This is a genomic window from Corynebacterium singulare (assembly GCF_000833575.1).
Taxonomy (GTDB): domain Bacteria; phylum Actinomycetota; class Actinomycetes; order Mycobacteriales; family Mycobacteriaceae; genus Corynebacterium; species Corynebacterium singulare.
This window is the reverse complement of the sequence record NZ_CP010827.1, coordinates 294,648-313,174: the sequence shown is the minus strand read 5'-3', so window position 1 is coordinate 313,174 and position 18,527 is coordinate 294,648. Positions and strand designations below refer to the sequence as shown.

General features: G+C 60.4%; 14 protein-coding genes. 9 read left to right on the top strand and 5 right to left on the bottom strand.

Translation table 11 applies throughout. The features are described 5' to 3' along the window. Window positions 1-150: 150 nt before the first annotated feature. On the bottom strand, window positions 151-1,563 hold the full coding sequence (gene lpdA / locus CSING_RS01415; RefSeq protein WP_042529057.1) for a dihydrolipoyl dehydrogenase: 1,413 nt from the start codon (window positions 1,561-1,563) through the stop codon (window positions 151-153). A gap of 616 nt (window positions 1,564-2,179) precedes the next feature. Here lpdA and CSING_RS01410 point away from each other — a divergent pair. From CSING_RS01410 to CSING_RS01375, 8 genes are all read left to right on the top strand, one after another. Next, window positions 2,180-3,727, top strand: a complete 1,548-nt coding sequence (locus tag CSING_RS01410) for an alpha/beta hydrolase (protein WP_042529055.1) — start codon at window positions 2,180-2,182, stop codon at window positions 3,725-3,727. A gap of 38 nt (window positions 3,728-3,765) precedes the next feature. Beyond that, window positions 3,766-4,851, top strand: a complete 1,086-nt coding sequence (locus tag CSING_RS01405) for an alpha/beta hydrolase (protein ID WP_042529053.1) — start codon at window positions 3,766-3,768, stop codon at window positions 4,849-4,851. Window positions 4,852-4,893: 42 nt separating this feature from the next. Continuing rightward, window positions 4,894-6,252, top strand: coding sequence for a M1 family metallopeptidase (locus CSING_RS01400; protein ID WP_042529052.1), 1,359 nt, complete (start codon window positions 4,894-4,896; stop codon window positions 6,250-6,252). A gap of 32 nt (window positions 6,253-6,284) precedes the next feature. After that, window positions 6,285-7,289 (top strand): dTDP-glucose 4,6-dehydratase, encoded by a 1,005-nt coding sequence (gene rfbB, locus CSING_RS01395; RefSeq protein WP_042529050.1) that lies wholly within the window; start codon window positions 6,285-6,287, stop codon window positions 7,287-7,289. Then, complete coding sequence (locus tag CSING_RS01390) at window positions 7,290-8,654, top strand: sugar nucleotide-binding protein (RefSeq protein ID WP_042529048.1); 1,365 nt, start codon at window positions 7,290-7,292, stop codon at window positions 8,652-8,654. A gap of 115 nt (window positions 8,655-8,769) precedes the next feature. Next, the gene (rfbA, locus tag CSING_RS01385; RefSeq protein WP_042529046.1) at window positions 8,770-9,636 is read left to right on the top strand and encodes a glucose-1-phosphate thymidylyltransferase RfbA; all 867 of its coding nucleotides are present in this window, start codon (window positions 8,770-8,772) and stop codon (window positions 9,634-9,636) included. Between the two features lie 274 nt (window positions 9,637-9,910). Continuing rightward, entirely contained in the window at window positions 9,911-10,789 is an 879-nt protein-coding gene (locus CSING_RS01380) for a DsbA family protein (protein WP_084226135.1), read from the top strand. Between the two features lie 81 nt (window positions 10,790-10,870). Continuing rightward, the gene (locus CSING_RS01375; protein ID WP_042529045.1) at window positions 10,871-11,680 is read left to right on the top strand and encodes a cytochrome c biogenesis CcdA family protein; all 810 of its coding nucleotides are present in this window, start codon (window positions 10,871-10,873) and stop codon (window positions 11,678-11,680) included. Window positions 11,681-11,704: 24 nt separating this feature from the next. On the opposite strand, the gene CSING_RS01370 is transcribed toward CSING_RS01375, so the two are convergent. The 3 genes from CSING_RS01370 to CSING_RS01360 are packed head-to-tail and all read right to left on the bottom strand — an operon-like array spanning window position 11,705 to window position 14,374. Next, entirely contained in the window at window positions 11,705-12,325 is a 621-nt protein-coding gene (locus tag CSING_RS01370) for an MBL fold metallo-hydrolase (RefSeq protein ID WP_042529043.1), read from the bottom strand. 40 nt (window positions 12,326-12,365) lie between these two features. Then, the gene (locus tag CSING_RS01365; protein WP_042529041.1) at window positions 12,366-13,499 is read right to left on the bottom strand and encodes an S-(hydroxymethyl)mycothiol dehydrogenase; all 1,134 of its coding nucleotides are present in this window, start codon (window positions 13,497-13,499) and stop codon (window positions 12,366-12,368) included. A gap of 59 nt (window positions 13,500-13,558) precedes the next feature. Further along, entirely contained in the window at window positions 13,559-14,374 is an 816-nt protein-coding gene (locus CSING_RS01360; RefSeq protein WP_042529039.1) for a GDSL-type esterase/lipase family protein, read from the bottom strand. Window positions 14,375-14,529: 155 nt separating this feature from the next. On the opposite strand from CSING_RS01360, the gene CSING_RS01355 reads away from it, so the two are divergent. Then, complete coding sequence (locus tag CSING_RS01355; RefSeq protein ID WP_042529037.1) at window positions 14,530-16,194, top strand: AMP-binding protein; 1,665 nt, start codon at window positions 14,530-14,532, stop codon at window positions 16,192-16,194. A 149-nt stretch (window positions 16,195-16,343) separates the two neighbouring features. Here the strand turns inward: CSING_RS01355 and nagE are convergent, their stop codons facing one another. Then, window positions 16,344-18,491 carry an N-acetylglucosamine-specific PTS transporter subunit IIBC gene (gene nagE, locus CSING_RS01350; protein WP_042529035.1) on the bottom strand — a complete coding sequence of 716 codons (2,148 nt, stop codon included), beginning with the start codon at window positions 18,489-18,491 and terminating at the stop codon, window positions 16,344-16,346. Window positions 18,492-18,527: the final 36 nt, after the last annotated feature.

Below are 18,527 nucleotides of genomic sequence, written 5' to 3'. Positions count from 1 at the left end.
AGACAGAGATACTTCAACACCTCTCTTTGAAGAAGCGCTGAAACCTGACAGAACAAGCCCCCTCGTGCCGCCGAATTATCTCGGGGCACGAGGGGGCTTCTTCCATTCCTCAACCATGCCTCCCCAGAGGGGAGGACAGTTGAGCACCGTTTAGAGGTTGATCATGTGGCCGCCGATACCCTCGGCTGCTTCCTTCATAGCCTCAGACAGCGTCGGGTGCGTGTGGACGTTGCGTCCGATTTCCTCCGTAGTGAGGTCGAAGCGCTGCGCCAAAGTCAGCTCCGGCAGCAACTCAGACACGTTGGAGCCCACCATGTGGCCGCCAATGAGCTCACCGAACTCACCGTCAGCGATGAGCTTGACAAAGCCAGCGGTCTCGTTGAGACCGGCAGCCTTACCGTTCGCGGAGAACGGGAAGGTAGCGACCTTGATGTCGCGGTCAGCAAACTTCTCACGGGCCTGCTCTTCGGTGTAGCCAAAGGAGGCAACCTGCGGGTTGCAGAAGGTGGCGCGCGGCATGTTCATGTAGTCACCGAGCAGCTGGGTTTCAGCGCCGGCGATGACCTCGGCAGCGACAACACCTTGTGCCTCAGCAACGTGAGCGAGCTGCAGCTTCGCGGTAACGTCACCGATAGCGTAGATGCCGTCCACGTTGGTGCGCATGTAGTCATCGATAGCGATAGCGCCACGCTCGGTCAGCTCAACGCCGGTGTTCTCTAGACCAAAGCCCTCGGTACGCGGAGCAAAGCCGATGGAGACCATGCAACGATCCACAGTGAGGGTGTCAGTCTTAGAGCCATCCTTGGACTCGACCTCAACGGTGACGTCAGAGCCGTTGTCCTTGATAGCGGTGGTCTTGTAACCGGTCAGCAGCTTGACGCCGAGCTTCTTGTATTCCTTGGCGATGGCCTTGGAAACATCCTTGTCCTCGTTCGGCAGGACGCGATCCATGAACTCCACGATAGTGACGTCCACGCCGTAGTTAGCCAGAACGTAGGCGAACTCCATACCGATGGCACCGGCGCCAACGATAACCATGGAGTTCGGGGCCTCATCCTTGAGGATCTGCTCTTCGTACGACACGATATTACCGCCGATCTCCACCCCCGGCAGGGAGCGAACGACGGAGCCGGTGGCGATGATGCAGTTATCGAAGGTAACGGTCTTACCCTGATCATCGCCTTCGGTGATTTCGATGGTCTTGGCATCCTTGAAGGAACCGAGGCCGTTAATCTCCGTAATCTTGTTCTTCTTCATCAGGTAGTGCACGCCCTTGACGATGCCCTCAGACACCTTGCGGGAGCGCTTGTGCGCTACGCCGAAGTCGAAGGAGACATCGCCAGAGATACCGAAGGCCTTAGCCTCGTGGTTAAAGGTGTGCGCAACCTCTGCGTTCTTGAGCAGAGCCTTGGAGGGGATGCAGCCCACGTTGAGGCAAACACCGCCCCAGTACTGCTTCTCAATAACAGCAACCTTCTTGCCCAGTTGGGCAGCGCGGATGGCGGACACGTAGCCGCCGGGGCCCGCGCCGAGTACTACAACGTCAAAATGTTCATTAGTCACGCCCTACAGAATACGGAAGTTTGTGCCTGATGTCTCACCACCCCCATGGTGTGTGGGGAGGCGTCGGAAAGCGCACGCTCTCTCACCCCAGATCGGACCGTATTCAGATCGCCACAGCCCCCACCCGCGCGAGATGTGAGTGGGGGCTAAAAACTAGCGAGGCCTTTGGGGTTTAGTACAGACCCCACTCAAGGCCGGCCTTCGAGGACGTGGAGGAACCGGAGTGGACGAACTGGCCTAGGACCTGGTTGATAGCAACGAGGATGGTGTCAAAGAAGTTCATTATTCTGCTTTCTGTTGGCGTGTAGGAACGTCTGGCGCGGCGAGATTCCGCAGCTTGGCGACGCCGCGGTAACAGTCACGGTATCTAGGTCCTCTAGCGAACGAGAGGCCCGCTGCGTTACATGCGCGACAATGCGCTTGAAGATTATGACACGGTTTTCACTTCAATACCACCATTAACTCTAATAACTTGGTATGTTTAGACTCATTGCCCTTGCCTTGAGGGTGTAGATACCCCTTCCCACCTGCACCGTTACGTAGTGCGTGGGGGGATGTCCATAGCGTCTTTTAAACTTGCCCTACATTCCGCTCATCACCTAGAAAGCGAGATTCCATGAAGATTGCGCGCTCTCTCACGACGCTGGCAGCGGCTTCGGCCCTTGCCCTTGGCGCCGTGGCCACCCCTATCGCCAGCGCCTCCACCATCACCCCAGAGCAGATCCGTGGTGAGGCAACGCCCTCGACGATTTCTGAGCTCGATGTGTACGGCGAGATCGAACAGTATCTCCCAACGGATGATGCCGGCCAGCACGTTCCTTCCCGCGCAGAGTTCGAAGACTCGATTGGGAAGAATGTTGCTTTCAAAGACGTCGATATAACCAAAATCCCCGACGAAAAGCAGTGGTTGGGCTACATTCTGAAGTACCCGGACTACCGTCAGTCCATCAAGACTCTCTACGCGTCCGCCCCGGCCATGGACCGTCAGGTGCCACTCGCTGTAATCACGCCGGATGGAACCTTTGATTCCTCGCGTCCTACCGTCTACCTGCTGAACGGTGCCGGCGGTGCAGAGCAGGGCATGGACTGGATCGTGTCCACCGCTGGCCAGGATCTTGACCCAGACAAGGAGGGAATCCAAGACCTCGACGATTACTACGGCGACCGCAACGTCAACGTCGTCATCCCGCAGGCAGGCGCATTCTCCTACTACACCGATTGGGTTACCTCCCCGGAGCGCAGCTACCTTAAGGGCCCCCAGAAGTGGGAAACCTTCCTCACCAAGGAGCTCCCCGGACCGCTAGAAGAGCACATCAACGGCAACGGCAAGCGCGGCATCGCCGGTATGTCCATGTCCGCTACGTCGTCCCTCGTGCTGGCGCAGCACAACCCGAACTTCTACGATGCCATCGGTTCCTACTCCGGCTGTGCGGCCACCTCAACCCCGCTGCCAAATTTCTATGCGCAGCTGACGGTAAACCGCGGTGGCGGAAATACCACGCAGATGTGGGGACCACAGGGCGGCGAGTACAACCGCTACAACGATGGTCTGATTAACGCCACCAAGAACAACATGGGAAACTCTGAAATCTATGTGTCGGCCAACTCCGGGCTGGCTGGCGCAACGGACTTTGGGTCGTCCAAGATTGATCGTTTAGGTTCTGCTCGGGCCTTCAAGTCTTCTTCCACCCTCGTCATTGAGGGCGGCGTCATTGAGGCAGCGATGAACGCCTGCACGCACGACCTTGAGGCGAAGTTCAACCGCGAGGGCATCGACGCGGACTTCAACTTCCGCCAGACCGGTACCCACTCGTGGCCGGGCTGGCTCGATGACATTAACTCCTCTTGGCCTACCTTCGCCCGTGCCTTCGACCTTCCGGTGGAGCCGGTAAGCGGCAGCACGTCAGACAATGCGGCATCTACGCCAGCGGACAAGGACGCCATCAAGAACGCTGATAGTGAGGCAGATGCTGCCAACAATGCTGACGTTGAGTCCGTCGAGGATACTGGCGTTGAGCCGGACGCTAACGCCAAGGCTGACGATGCCGATAAGCAGGACATGGACAAGGCTAAAGCCGAGGCAGACCCTGCTGCCCCCGCTGACTCCTTGCCGGTCGACTCTGAAGCAGCCCCGAAGGTCGACCCCGAAATCACTGAGCAGTAAGCTCAACTCGCCATAACATTTGTCGAATAAGGATCCCCATGAAGCGTCTTAGCTCTCTTCTCGCCACCGGCGCGCTCACCGCAGCCGCGCTGGTAAGTCCCGTAGCGGGTGCCGCCACTCTTACACCGCAGGAGGTTGCGGGTGAGACCGCCCTTTCCACTGTGTCTGACTTGCAGCCCACCCCCGAGGTCGAGAGCCAAAAGTGGTATGGCCACTACAAGGACGATCCACGGCTGCTCAAACTGCAAGCCACCTCGCCGTCTATGAACGGCCGCGTCGTTCCGCTGGCCGTTATTCCGGCGAAAAACCCGGACCGCCCCACCATCTACCTGCTCAACGGCGCTGGCTCCGCCGAGCAAGATACAGACTGGCTCTACAACTCTGACGTCGTGGACTTTTATGCGGACAAGGACGTCAATGTCGTTATTCCGCAGTCAGGTGCGTTCTCCTACTACACCGACTGGCAGGAGGACCCGAACGGTAAGCACCTCAAGGGCCCACAGAAGTGGGAAACCTTCCTCACTAAGGAGCTGCCGGGACCACTAGAGGCCCGCTTGAACGCTAACAATAAGCGCGCCATCGCCGGTATGTCCATGTCAGCAACCTCCTCCCTCTTGATGGCTCAGCACAATCCAGGGTTCTATGACGCTGTGGGCTCCTACGCTGGCTGCGCGGCTACCGCATACCCGCTGGAGTATGAGTTCCTGCGCCTGACCGTCAACCGCGGTGGAGGCACACCAGAGCAGATGTGGGGCCCGATGGGATCGCCGTACAACCGCTACAACGATGCCCTCATGAACTCGGAGAAGCTGCGCGGAACTGACCTGTATATCTCTTCTGCCAGCGGCCTGGCCGGTGAGAAGGACACCCCGTCCTACTACATCAACAAGGGCTACAACCCGGCGGCAGCATTCCTTGGCTCCGCTCAGCTGCAGGTTGAGGGCGGCGTCATTGAGGCAGGCGTCAACCATTGCACCCACATGCTCAAGGCAAAGCTGGATAAGCAGAATATTCCGGCGACCTACAACTTCCGCAACGTGGGAACCCACTCCTGGCCGGGCTGGAGCGAGGATCTGGAGAAGTCCTGGCCCACGTTTGAGGCGGCCTTCACGGAGAGCGCCTAGCTTTTCGGCCTTGCAGGATAAGGGCGGTAGGATAGCGGCATTATGAAGCTGCTCTCCACCGCCCTTTCGCATATCGCCGCCGCTACGGGTTCTCCTGCACAGACCCGTGATAGTTATACGGGGGTGGATTTCAACGTCGGCTTTGAAGTCACTCATTATGACTTGGACCTGACTTATCGTGTGGAGCCGAACATGCTCCACGGCGTTGCAGTACTTCACATCCGCGCACTCGAAGAGCTGGACAAGCTCACTCTCGATTTGGGCGGCGCCATGGTGGCTCGCCGCGTTACCTCAAAGAATGCTCCACGCGTGGCACGCCACCGCCTCTCCGGCGGAAAGCTGCGGCTGACCTTTGCTGAAACCATCGCAGAAGGCCAGGAGTTTGAGCTGCACATCCGGTATGGTGGCTCACCGCGTCCGCTGCGCACGCCGTGGGGCGAAATCGGCTGGGAGGAAACCGAGTCCGGCTCTTTGGTTGCCAGCCAGCCCAACGGTGCACCGAGCTGGTTTCCGTGTGATGACGCACCTGGTGAAAAGGCAACCTACGATATCCGCATCACCGCGGACGACCCCTTCATTGTGATTTCTAACGGCGCACTCATCTCTCGGCGCCGCTCCGGCGGGTCGATGACGCGCTGGCACTACCGCGTTGAGAACCCTATGGCGACCTACCTTGCCACGGTGCAGGTGGGCGAGTTCATCGACATCACTCTGGGCCGCAACGTTCGAGCATGGGCCCCGGCTCACCTTAAGCAGTTGGTTCTCGATGAGTTTGCCCAGCAGCAGGAGATGCTGGACTTCTACGCCGGACTGTTTGGGGAGTATCCTTTCCCCGATTACCAGGTGGTCATCACCGATGATGAGCTGGAAATCCCCTTGGAGGCCCAAGGCCTGTCCATTTTCGGTTCCAACCACGTCAAGGGCGATCACCTCTTCGAGCGCCTCATTGCCCATGAGCTCTCCCACCAGTGGTTCGGCAACTCAGTCGGCCTGCGTGAGTGGAAGGATATCTGGCTCAACGAAGGTTTTGCGTGCTACTGCGAATGGCTGTGGCGTGAACATGCACATGGCCACCCGGCGCATGCCTCGGCACGGTCGCATTATCAGGTGCTTGCTCGCAAGCGTCAGGACGTGGTCCTCAGCGACCCAGGCACGCGCGACATGTTTGATGACCGCGTATACAAGCGCGGCGCGCTCACCGTCCACGCGCTGCGCCGTCTGTTGGGGGACGAGCTCTTCTTCCTCACGATCCGTGAGTACCTTGCCTCCGCGCAGCATTCCACGGTGGTGCCGGAGGACCTCATCAGCCGGCTCCGTGCTGTGGCTGTGGATCCCTCCGCGGTGGATGATCTTCTTGATGAGTGGCTCAATCACGCAAAGCTGCCCAAGTTCCCCGCTTAATAATGTGCCCCCATGCCCTACACTTGAGCACCATGCGCAGATTGCTTGTGACCGGCGGTGCCGGATTTATTGGGGCAAATTTCGTTCGTCTGGTGGCCCAGCAGCGGCCCGAGGTGGACATTACTGTCCTAGACAAGCTCACCTACGCGGGTAACCGCGCGAACCTGGATGGGGTTGAGGCCACTGTGGTGGTGGGGGATGTGGCGGATGAGGGGGTCGTCGATAAGCTCGTGGCCCAAGCGGATACCGTGGTGCACTTTGCCGCAGAGTCCCACAATGACAACTCGCTGCGGGATCCGTCGCCGTTCCTTCACACGAACGTGATGGGCACATTCGTGCTGCTGGAAGCGTGTCGGCGCCACGATGTACGCCTCCACCATGTCTCGACCGATGAGGTCTTCGGTGACTTGGACATTGGCGCAGACACCTACTTCACCGAAACCACGCCGTACAATCCGTCCTCGCCGTACTCCGCCACGAAGGCCGGCTCGGATCACTTGGTGCGCGCATGGGTGCGCAGTTTTGGACTGCGCGCAACAATTTCAAACTGTTCCAATAATTACGGCCCCTACCAGCACATTGAGAAGTTCATCCCGCGCCAAATCACCAATCTTCTCAGCGGCCACCCCGCCAAGCTCTATGGCACGGGCGAGCAGGTGCGCGACTGGATTCATGTGGATGACCACAACGAGGCTGTGCTGGCCATCCTGGACCGTGGGCAGGTCGGTGAGACCTATAACATCGGCGCCGATCAAGAGGACATCAATAACCGCCAGGTCATCGAGATGATTTGTGAGCTGATGGGCGCCACCGACAACGGCGAGCCGCGCTATGAGCACGTGGCGGACCGTCCCGGCCATGACCAGCGCTACGCCATGGATGCCAGCAAGCTGCGGCGTGAGCTGGGGTGGGCCCCGCGCTACACGGATCTGCGCGAGGGTCTTGCCGCGACCATCGAGTGGTACCGCACACACGAAGACTGGTGGCGCCCAGACAAGGACGCCGTGGAAGCCAACTATGCCAAGCAAGGACAGTAAATGAAGGTTCAGACAACGGCCATTGAGGGCCTGCTCATCGTGGAGCTCGATGTCCATGGCGACAACCGCGGCTGGTTCAAGGAAAACTGGCAGCGCGAGAAGATGCGCGCAGCCGGACTTCCAGATTTTTGCCCAGTGCAGAACAACGTTTCCTTCAACGCGGACAAGGGCGTCACCCGCGGCCTGCATGCAGAACCGTGGGACAAGTTTGTTTCTGTGGCCTCGGGCCGGGCCTTCGGCGCGTGGTGCGATGTGCGTGAGGGCTCGGACACCTATGGCGAGCTGGTTACCCAGGAGCTGCGTCCAGACATCGCGGTGTTCGTGCCGCGCGGCGTGGCTAACGGCTTCCAGGCGCTCGAGGCTTGTTCCTACTCTTACCTGGTCACTGACCACTGGTCCCCGGACGCGGAATACACCTGCGTAAACCTCGGTATGGTGGACTGGCCGTTGGAGCCGACGGAAATCTCCGACAAGGATAAGGAACACCCCGCGCTTGGCGACGTCTCCCCGATGCCCCCTCGCCGCATCCTCGTCACCGGTGCCAACGGACAGTTGGGCCGCGCACTGCAGAAGTTTCTCCCTCAGGCTGGCCTCGGCCCGGTGGAGTTCTGTGGGCACGAGGACTTCGATATCACCGCTCCACCCGAGCGTCCGTGGCGGCAGTATTCCGCCATCATCAACTGTGCGGCATATAACAACGTCAATGGCGCCGAGGAGGACCGCGCTGGTGCATGGGCAGTCAACGCAGCGGCACCGGCGAAGCTAGCGCTCATTGCGGCAGAGAATAACCTCACCCTGGTGCACGTCTCCAGCGACTACATCTTCGATGGCCATCATGAAACGCACTCCGAAGAGGAGCTGCCCTCCCCTCTCTCTGCTTATGGCGCTTCTAAGGCGGCGGGAGATACTGCTGCGCAGACTGCACCGCGACACTATGTGGTCCGCACCTCGTGGGTCTTTGGCGACGGCGCCAACTTCATGGCCACCATGCGTTCCCTGGCGAATAAGGGCGTCAAACCCGCGGTCATTCACGATCAGCGCGGGCGCCCCACCTTTGCTGAGGACCTGGCTAAGGGCATCATTCACCTACTCAAGACCGGCGCGGAATACGGCGTGTACAACATCTCCAATTCCGGTGATGCGGTGGGCCGCGATGAGATTGCCATGGCCGTCTTTACCGGAGTAGGTAAGGACCCTGCCGACGTCACGCCAGTGAGCACCGAGCAGTACCGCGCGATTGCCGGCCCGGAAGCTCCGCGCCCAAAGGAGTCCACCTTCGATCTCTCCAAGATTGAAGCTACTGGCTTCACACCCATGAATTGGCGGGCCGCTTTAACTCTCTACCTGGGACTTTACCCAGCATAACGCTCAACATAACACGTAACTTCCCACGTGTTATGTTACGTGGGAAGTTAAGTGTTATGTTCTCCAATCCCGGCACCGCACGCCAGTGCGGTGACCTCCGTTAAGCTTAAAAACCATGAAGGGCATTATTCTTGCTGGCGGTTCCGGCACGCGCCTCTACCCCATTACTAAGGGCATCTCGAAGCAGCTCATGCCCATTTATGACAAGCCGATGGTGTACTACCCGCTGAGCACGCTCATCCAAGCGGGCATCCGGGAAATTCTCATCATCACCACCCCGGAAGATTCAGACGCCTTCCAGCGCCTGCTGGGTGATGGCTCCCAGCTTGGCATCATGCTGCACTACGCAGTTCAGCCGCGCCCGGAAGGGCTGGCACAGGCTTTCCTCATCGCGGAAGACTTCATCGGCGAGGATGACGTAGCGCTTGTCTTGGGCGACAACATCTTTGAGGGCCACGGCTTCTCCACTGCGCTCAATGAATGCAGCAATCCGGAGGGCGGCATTATATTTGCCTACGAAGTGTCTGATCCGCAGCGCTATGGCGTCGTCGAATTCGACGATAGCGGCCAGGCGCTCTCCATTGAGGAAAAGCCAGACAATCCGAAATCGAATTATGCGGTGGTAGGCCTGTACTTCTACGACAATTCCGTGGTGGAGATTGCCAAGTCCATTACCCCGAGCGCGCGCGGCGAGCTGGAAATCACCGCGGTCAACGCAGAGTACCTGCGCCGCGGACAGCTGGGAGTCAAGCGCATGCAGCGCGGTGACGTGTGGCTGGATACCGGCACAGTGGATTCCATGAGTGAAGCCTCAGCCTACGTGGAGGTACTACAAAAGCGCACCGGGGCAGTCATCGGCTCCCCTGAAGTGGCTGCTTTCGCACAGGGTTTCATCGATGCCCCCGCGCTTATTAAGCTAGCACAGCCGCTGCTCAAATCCGGCTACGGGAGCTACCTTCTCGCCGCTGCCCAAGAGGGCTAAAAGCCCTGTAGTGGGACCTGCCCCTCCGCTTGAAGCGGCGAGGTGTGAGGTTGTCGCACCACCAGTGCTGTATCAACGGAGCTGATGGGGACACGGCCGTTGTAGCAGTGCTTTTATCTGTCCAGAGGTGAAAGGCGACTCATGCAGGTCGTCGTCAAGCGCTGCGTTAGCGCGCGATGAAGCCCACCTGCGTGGTTCGGTTTTTAGGGTTGCACTTTTAAAAAACACCGGACTCAGCCTCACAGTCTTAACCACGTCGCGTTAAGGTAATCGCATGCCTAATCAATCCTCCCGGCCCACCAGTGGGCCGAAGAAGTCAGTGCTCTCCACCATCAGCCCCGTAGCGTGGGGATTGTTGGTGCTCGTTGTAATTCTGGCCGTCACCATTGGCTTCCTGCTGGCAGATCGCGCGTCCTCCAACACTGAAGGGAACGCAGCTGCTGGGGAGGCATCCAGCGCTGCCACACAGCCCCCCACCGCCAGCCAGGATCTTGCGAAAGATGCTGACAAGGCCACGCCCGGCACGAAATTCTCCGACGGTACCGGGGATCCCATGATGTTCGGTCCCGGCGGAGACACCATGTCCGGAGATATCACGGTGGTGCATCGCCGCAAGGACAATGATCCCTTTGCGGTGGGCGCGGTGGACGCTCCTGTGGTCATCTCGGAGTTTTCCGATTTTGAGTGCCCGTTCTGTTCTCGTCACGCCAACGTTACAGAGCCGACACTGCAGCACTACGTGGACAAGGGGCTCGTGCGCATCGAGTGGAACGACTACCCTGTCAATGGCCCCGCCGCTGTCGAGGCCGCCAAGGCCGGACGCGCCGCTGCAGCACAGGGCAAATTCGCGGAGTTTAAGCACGAGCTCTACTCCGCCAGCAAGGACATCAGCGGCCACCCTGAGTTTGGAATCGAGGACTTCATGAAGTTTGCGCAGAAGGCCGGCGTGAAAGACCTGAAGAAGTTCCGCCAAGAGGCCACGGATGACACCTACTCAGAGGTCATCGAAACGGCCACGAGCTACGCCTCCCAGATTGGCATCTCGGGCACCCCAGCCTTCGTGGTGGGAGATCAGTTCATCGGTGGCGCCCAACCGGCTGAGGCCTTTGACCAAGTCATCCAGCAACAGCTAGGTAAAGCGGCCAATGCCTAAGACACCACCTATCGTCTGGCTTTTCATCGCCCTCGTTATTCTGACCGCCCTGCTGGGCGGCTATGCCGTGGGGGTGAGCCTATGAGCATCGGACTTGTCGGCGCGGTCATCGCCGGTGTTCTCACACTCATCAGCCCCTGTTCAGCGCTGCTGGTCCCCGCCTTTTTTGCCTACGCTTTCACCTCGCAGCGTGAACTGCTGGCCAAGACGGTGGTGTTCTTCCTGGGGCTGTGCACCACGCTGGTGCCCATCGGCATGGGCTTGGCAGCATTCTTGGCGCAGTACCGCAATCACGTCATCGCTGTAGCGGGGTGGATCATCATTGCCCTGGGACTGTACACGGCGCTGGGCGGCGGGTTCCGAATTCCCGGCATGGCTGCCTTGTCCGGTAAAGCCCGCGGACGAGTGTTCCTGCTGGGCGCAGTTTATGGGTTTGCCGGTTTCTGCGCGGGACCGTTGTTGGGAGCTGTGTTGACCACGGCGGCGGCATCCGGATCCGCACTGTATGGCGGGCTCATCATGGTGGCCTATGCGCTAGGAATGGCCGCGCCCCTGTTCGTGCTGGCGGCGCTCTGGGAGCGCTTCGATGTCGGCTCGTGGCGTTGGCTGCGCGGGCGCGAGGTCACGCTTGGGCCCGTGCGCACGAACACGCTCTCCATCGTCTCAGGAGTGTTCTTCATCCTGATTGGTGCGCTGTTCATCCTCAGCTATGGCAGCGCCACGTTACCCGCCGCACTGAGCACTGATGCGCAGTTCGCCATTCAAGAGAGGGCACGTCAATTCAGCGCAGGCATTGCGGATGCCTGGGTATGGTTCGGCCTATCACTAGCCGCCACGGTGGCAGTGGGCATAAAAGCAGCCCGCACGCCCCTCGAGGAGCATGCGGGCTAATAACTCAAGCGCTCTTATGAGCACTTAGTAGCCGCGGGCGACGTATTCATCGATACGCGCGGCCTCCGCACCCACGGTGGTCTCATCGCCGTGGCCCGGCAGGACGCGGGTCTCCGGCGGGAGGTTGAGCACGCGGTTGCGCAGGGACTCGATGATGACATCGAAGTCGGAGTACTTGCGCCCCGTGGCACCGGGGCCACCGTTAAAGAGGGTGTCACCGGAGAGGAGGGTGCTATCGGTGGCGTCGTACAGCACAACGCAGCCCGGGGAGTGGCCCGGGGTGTGGAAGACCACGAGATCCTCGCCGCCGACCTTGATGACCTGGTTATCTTCCAAGGCCGTGTAGTCAGCCTCGGCATGGGTTTCGCGCCACAGCTGTTCATCGTCCGGGTGGAGGTAGAGCGGCACGCCGTAGTGCTCAGCAATCTCCGGTGCGAGCTCGCAGTGGTCATTGTGGGCGTGGGTAAGGAGCACGCCGGTTACAGAGCGCTCCCCCACCTCGCTGTAGATGCGCTCCGCATCGTGCGCTGGGTCCACGATGTAGAGTTCCTGGCCGCCGGACACAATGTAGACGTTGTTGTCCACGTCCCACTCGCCGCCGTCAAGACGGAACTTTCCAGAGGTCTCAAACTGTTCAATCTTCATGCTTAGGTCCTTTCCGGGCGGGCTTTCAGGCTCGCGTCTTTTAGAGTTCCACGACCGAGCGCAGAACCTTGCCGGACTTCATGGTCTCGAAGGCCTCCTCGACGTCGTCCAGCGCAATGCGCTCGGAAACAAACTTGTCTAGCGGGAACTGGCCGTTCTTGGACAGGGATACGTAGGCCGGGAAGTCACGCTCCGGTAGGCAGTCGCCGTACCAGGCCGGCTTGATGGAGCCGCCGCGGCCATAGAGGTCAATAGCCGGGATGTCGACGTGGTCGGTGAGGTTCGGAACGCCCACCATGACCATGCGGCCAGCGTGGTCACGGGAGTAGAAGGCCTGGCGCCAGGTGGGCTGAATGCCAACGGCGTCGATGGTGACGTCGGTGCCGAAGCCATCGGTAAGCTCACGCACGGCCTCAATAACCTGCTCTTCAGAGAGGTCCTTGGCGCAGATGGTGTCGGTGGCGCCGAACTCGCGAGCGGTCTCAAGCTTCTTCTCGTCAAGGTCGACGGCGATGATCTTTGCGGCCCCCGCCAGCTGCGCGCCGGCAATGGCTGCGGTACCCACGCCGCCGCAGCCGAAGACAGCCACGGACTCGCCCAGCTGGATATCGCCGGTGTTCACGGCTGCACCGAGGCCCGCCATAATGCCGCAGCCGAGCAGGCCAGCAGCAGCCGGGTCAGTGTCCTCTACCTTGGTGCACTGTCCCTCATGGACCAGGGTCTTATCGCTAAAGGAACCAATACCCAGCGCCGGGGTGAGTTCGGTGCCATCCTCAAGGGTCATCTTCTTGGACGCGTTGTGGGTGTTGAAGCAGTACTTCGGCTCGCCCTTGCGGCACGCACGGCACTCGCCGCAGACAGCGCGCCAGTTGAGGATGACGAAGTCACCCTCCTCCACGTGGGTCACGGCGGAGCCGACGCGCTCCACCACACCGGCGGCCTCGTGGCCCAGCAGGAACGGGAAGGCATCCTCAATGTCACCATCGCGGTAGGCCAGATCCGTGTGGCAAACGCCGCAGGCCTGCACCTTCACCACGACGTCGTGCTCACCGGGGGCGGGCACGACGATGTTGACGGTTTCCACGGGAGCGCCCTTGGAGCGGGCAATCACACCACGGACGGCCTCCGCACCTTGCTGAGAGTTGTTTTCATTTACGTTTTCATTAACGGTCATGCGCCCGAGGCTACGCGAACACCACAGTGCCCGCAACTACCCCCAACGAGGAACACACTTTAGGAGCGCGCAAGAATATTCGCTACATACTCGTGGCCGCGGGAATTCACATGCAACGGAAGGTTGCCTGGGCCAGCGGAAAAGTCGACGAGTCCTGCCCACAGACGCTTGTCGGAATTTGCACACATGCCGCGGTCCCACGTCGCCGGTTTAAGATCCACAAACTCCGCGCCGGTCGCGTGCGCGAGATCCACCTGCATCCACTGAGCAACATTCTCATAGCGCTGAACCATCGGCAGAGCGGTGGCATCCGCAGGTTGCGGACCAAAGTGCAGCAGGCAATAGCGGTCGCCAGAGCCGATGGTCGGGTATCCCACAATCTGAATGCGAGCATTCGGCGCAGCAGCGCGAATCTTGTGGATGATTGGCGCGTTGGCGCCAACCCAGCGCGCGCGCAAGTCACGGTCCGACAGGCCGGCATTGTTATAGGTGTCATTGAATCCACTGGCATAGATCACGCGCTGCGTATCGGCGGTGAGCTTGCCGCGACGGATAGCATCATCCACCTGCGCATTCACCTGCGGACCTTGAGACATCGATACCGCACCGGAACAAGAGAAATCCGCCACTGGCATGCCCAGTTTGGCGGCGGTGCGCTTGGCAAAGTTGTTGCCGGACGGGCAATCCAAGCTGGGGTTGCGACCCGAGGAGCCCAGGCGCGAGGACATATAAGCATCCAGCTGTGGATCAGCCAAGACGGAATCACCAAAGGAGACAAGGTTGCGCTCCGCCGCTGCAGCTTGGGGCGCTTGGGACAGGCCAACCGCCACGAGGAGGGATGCACAGACGGCCGCGAGGCGCTGGGTAGACTTCATGTGACGATGTCCTTTCGGGAAAGGGTATGTTCTAGGCCAAAACCATAATAGACTAAACTGACGGTCGAAGCTTATGTAACAATAGCAACAGCTTTAACATTTCGCTCTTTTTATAGCCTGTAACTCCCCATCCCCCTCGCGCCGATAAGAAACCTATGAACCCTTCTGATATCGCCTTCCACGCCGCCGCTCTCGCACGTTTTGTTCCCGCCCTCTTTAAAGCCGGGCTCCTTAGCTCGGCTGGCGGCCCACGCGCATTGGCCGCAACCGTGCCAGTTCTGGCACGCTACCGCTTCACCACCGCCCGCGAGGTTGAACAGGCCTACCTGACCTGCCCGGAACGCCTTGCGCTTATCGACGATGACGGGGCCCTCACCTACCGCCAACTCCGCGAGCAGTCCCAGACCTTTGCCCGCTGGCTGCTCTCGCTTGGCCTCGATGACATTCGCCTTGGCGTCATGGCCCGCAACGGCCGCGGCATCATTACCCCACTTGCTGCCAAGGGCTACGCCGGCGCGCACATCTTCTTGTTGAATATTGGTTCTTCGCCTGAGCAGCTTGCTGGCTGCATCGAAGAGAACCGCATCAACGTCCTCGTCATCGATGATGAATTCGCCGACCGCCTCGCCCCCACCGCCGACACCCCCACTGAGGGCCTTACCGTCGTCATCGGCCACGAGTCTGGTGCAGAGCGTCCCGCCGCGCTTGCCACTGTGCCCTCGCTGCGCGAGATTGTGGCGGACCGGAGGGGCGTCGAGAAGCACACGCTCCCCACCTGGCCCAACCATGGGCATATCGTGCTCATGTCCTCCGGGACCACCGGAATCCCCAAGGGAATTATGCGCCCCGAACCCACGCTGCCGGTGGTGCTGGCATCCATCGTGGACTCCATACCGTGGCGTGCGGACCAGAAGGTTCAGATGACCGCATCGATGTTCCACACCTGGGGTTGGGCCTGCCTCAACATTGCCCTGGGCCTGCGCAACACCATTGTCACCCGCCGCGTCTTCGACCCATCCGCAGCGCTCGATGACATCCAGCGCTACAGCCTCGAGGGCCTTCTCTCCTCCCCCGTCTTCTTCCGTCAGATGGTGGCTGCCGACCCAGACTCGACATATGACACCTCAAGCCTGAAGTTCATCGCCTCCGCGGGCCATGCGCTGACCCCGGAAATCGTCAAGGAAACTCACGAGCGCTTCGGCCCGATTCTCTGCAATGTCTATGGCTCCACGGAGCTAGCCCTAGCCTCAACCGCCACCATGGAAGAGGTGGCCAAGGACCCCACCATCGGCGGCAAGATCGCCTCCGGTACCAAGCTGCGCATCCTCGATGAGGAAGGTCGAGAAGTTCCCCACGGCGAGGTCGGCGAGATTTACCTGACTAACTCCACCGCGCTCATTGGCTATACCAACCCGAAGATTCCGCTCAACAAGGTCGATGGCCTCATTTCCATTGGTGACTTGGGCTATATCGACGCCGACGGTTACCTGCATGTCGTGGGCCGCGCCGATGACATGATCATCGTCGGTGGCGAGAACGTGCACCCACAGTCCGTCACCGAGGTGCTCGAGACCATGCCGGGCATCGCCGAGGTCCATGCCGGTGGTGTCAAGGACGAAACCACCTTCCAGCGTATCGCCGTGTGGGCGGTAACCACGCGCGATGCTGTGGGTAAGGCCGTGACTGCCGACGCCATCCGCACCTGGGTCCGCGATAACCTCGCCGACCACTCGGTGCCGCGTGATGTTCACTTCCTGGACAAGCTGCCGCGCAACGCCACCGGCAAGGTGGTGCCGCGCCTGCTGCGCGACACCGACTAGCCCATTTTTCTCATGACATGGCACCCACCGGGGACATAACTGCCCTCGTTGCCAAAACCTTCGCTCCTCAGCGCATGGAGCACCGCTGGTTTTGGCAACTAGGGCAGTTTTATGTCTGGGCTTTTATGTCTGGGCTGAGCCGAATCAGGTTAGCTGCTGCGCATGATGGTTGCTGCGACCTCGCCTGGCAGGGCATGGCCCTCGCGGGCGATGTCGATGCTGGCGACCTGCTTGGCCGTCGGGCACACCACCGGGGTGATGAGATTGACGCCGCGCTCGCGCAGCACCTTGGCATCCACCGCGATGATCGGCGTGCCGGCGCTTACGGTATCGCCCTTCTTGGCCAGGGCCGTGAATCCTTCGCCCTTGAGCTCCACGGTGTCGATGCCGATGTGAATAAGCAGGTCGACGCCGTCCTTGGTCTGCATGCCGAAGGCATGGCGCGTCTTGAAGACCATGGTGATGGTTCCGTCTACCGGGGCGCAGACGTCGAAGGCATCGACGGCATCAGGCATCACCGCAAAACCTTCGCCCACCATGCCCTGCGCAAAGGAAGCATCCGGCACCTGGGAGAGCTCGACGACGTCTCCGGCGAACGGGGCACGCACGTCAATACCTTCGGCCTCGACGTGGGAATTGCTAGAAGAAGCGCTGCTGTTGCTGGCGCCCTCGGCGCTGGCAGGCACGCTGGCTCCAGTACCCACGGCACCTGCACTAGCCAGGGCTGGGGAGCCGTGGCGCAGCTGGTGGTTGACCTCGTCATACATGAACTGCACCGCTGGGCCGACGATGACCTGGACATTCTTCTCCGAGGGGTGAATAACGCCGGAGACGGCGGCGCGTTTGATGATGGAATCGCGAACAAGCGCGCGTTCCTTCACGCCGACACGCAGGCGCGTGGTGCAGTAGTCCAGGGAGTCAATGTTGTCCTTGCCGCCGAGGCCCTCGATGATGTAGGCAGCATCGCGCGCGGTCTTGTCATCGCCGTTAACGGAATCCTCGGCGGACTCTGCGGCAGCATCGTCCTCACCGCGGCCCGGGGTCTTGAGATTAAGCCAGCCGATGAGGAAGTAGAAGATGACGAAGTAGAGGAAGAAGAAACCTACGCCCATCACCAGCAGCATGTACCACTTGTTGGCCAGCGGGTTCTGGGAGGAGAGCAGCATGTCGACGAACCCCGCGGAGAAGCCGAAGCCGGCGGTCCATTCCATAGCTGCGGCGATGAAGACGGAGAGGCCCATGAGCAGCGCGTGCACCACGTAGAGCAGCGGGGCAACGAACATGAAGGAGAACTCCAGCGGCTCAGTCACACCGGTGAAGAAGGAAGCCAGAGCGCCAGCAGCCATGAGCGAGCCGACGACCTTGCGCTTGCTCTTATCCGCGCGCAGGTACATGGCAAGAGCCGCGCCCGGAAGACCGAACATCATGATGGGGAAGAAGCCGGCCTGGTAGCGCCCAACAACACCCTCAACTGTGCACTGACCGTTGGCCCAGATGCCCGGGCAGTCAGCGGCGGAGGTAGCAGCAGCTGCTGCTTCGATGGTTTTCTGGCCACTTTGGAAATTGCCAATGTCATTGATTCCAATAACGTCGAACCAGAAGACGGAGTTCAGAGCATGGTGCAGGCCGGTTGGGATGAGCAGGCGGTTGGCCACGCCGTAGATACCAGCGCCCGCAGCACCCAGGCCTTGGATGGAGGCACCAAAGTTGAACAGTGCGTGGTAGATGAACGGCCACACGAAGTAGAGGATGCCGGAGACCACGATGGCGAAGATGGCGGTGAGAATCGGCACGAGGCGCCGGCCGGAGAAGAAGGCTAGGAAGTCCGGCAGCTTGGTGGCGTGGAAGCGGTTATAGACCCACGCCGCCATGATGCCGGCGAGGATGCCGAAGAGGACGTTGCCGCCGCCCACGGCGTTCCAGCCCTGTGCAGCCCAGTCCAGTGCCTCATCACCGGTCAGCGCGGTGGGGTCGTCGATGCCGCGGTAACCGGCCACGGCGTCGGGGCCCAGCAGTTTCATAAAGGTGGCAAAAGCTAAAAAGCCCGACAACGCTGCGGCACCGTTGGAATCCTTTGCCAGGCCGAAGGAAATGGCGATAGCGAAAATCCAGCCCAGGTTAGCCAGCACCGCATCACCGGAGCTGATCAGCAGCTGGGCAGCGAGGTTATCGGCGCCAGCGGCGCTGGAAATCCAGTAGCCAACGCCACTGAGAATCGCCGCAACGGGCAATACCGCCACAGCACCCATGAGGGCTTTTCCGAGCCGCTGCAACGGCCCCATCACATTGAATTTCATAAAAGGAGAGTCCTTTCGAGCAAGGAAGTTATGGAA